This window comes from Vibrio caribbeanicus ATCC BAA-2122, from assembly GCF_000165125.1.
GTDB lineage: Bacteria > Pseudomonadota > Gammaproteobacteria > Enterobacterales > Vibrionaceae > Vibrio > Vibrio caribbeanicus.
Genome location: NZ_AEIU01000101.1, coordinates 1 through 781, shown reverse-complemented (window position 1 = coordinate 781; position 781 = coordinate 1). Strand labels below are relative to the sequence as shown.

At 46.4% G+C, this 781-nt stretch carries 1 protein-coding gene; it reads left to right on the top strand.

Annotated features, from left to right (window positions below; genetic code table 11):
* Positions 1-22: 22 nt before the first annotated feature.
* The coding region (locus RH40_RS17470; RefSeq protein WP_241209907.1) for a BspA family leucine-rich repeat surface protein at positions 23-781 on the top strand (759 nt) is incomplete at its 3' end.

Genomic DNA, 781 nt, shown 5'->3' with positions numbered 1-781 from the left:
TATATGAGGGCGATGTTTGAAGGTGCCTCCACCTTTTAACCAACCCATCGGTAACTGGGATACCTCCAAGGTAAGGTATATGGAGGCGATGTTTAACGGTGCCATCAACTTTAACCAACCCATCGGTGACTGGGATACCTCCAAGGTATGGGATATGAGGAGGATGTTTTCAGGTGCCACCAGTTTTAACCAGCCCATCGGTGACTGGGATACCTCCAACGTCGGTTCGAGGTATTTTGCAGACATGGCCGCCATGTTTAAAGGTGCTACCAGCTTTAACCAACCTATTGGCAACTGGGATACCTCGAAGATTAAAAGTATGAGGGCGATGTTTGAAGGCGCCTCCGCCTTTAACCAAGACATCGGTGATTGGAATACCTCCAATGTAAGGGACATGCATGGTATATTTAAACAGGCCACGAGTTTTGACCAAGACATCAGTCAATGGGATACCTCCAATGTAAAAGGCCCAATTGAGAGCATTTCTGTTACCTGTAATGACAGAGATATCGGCGCCACCTTCAACCATCAGGGTGACACCTATCTGGTTGTTGACGATGAAAGCATTAAAGACCAAGCCCAGCTCGATAAACTGGAACAAGGTCAAATCCGCTTTTGTACCTCTCATGTAACTAATATGAATGGCCTTTTTAAAGGAAGGGAGCACTTCAATGCCGATATTAGTGACTGGGATACCTACAAGGTAAGGGATATGAAGGAGATGTTTTCAGGCGCCTCCACCTTTAACCAACCCATCGGTAACTGGGATACCTCCAAAGTC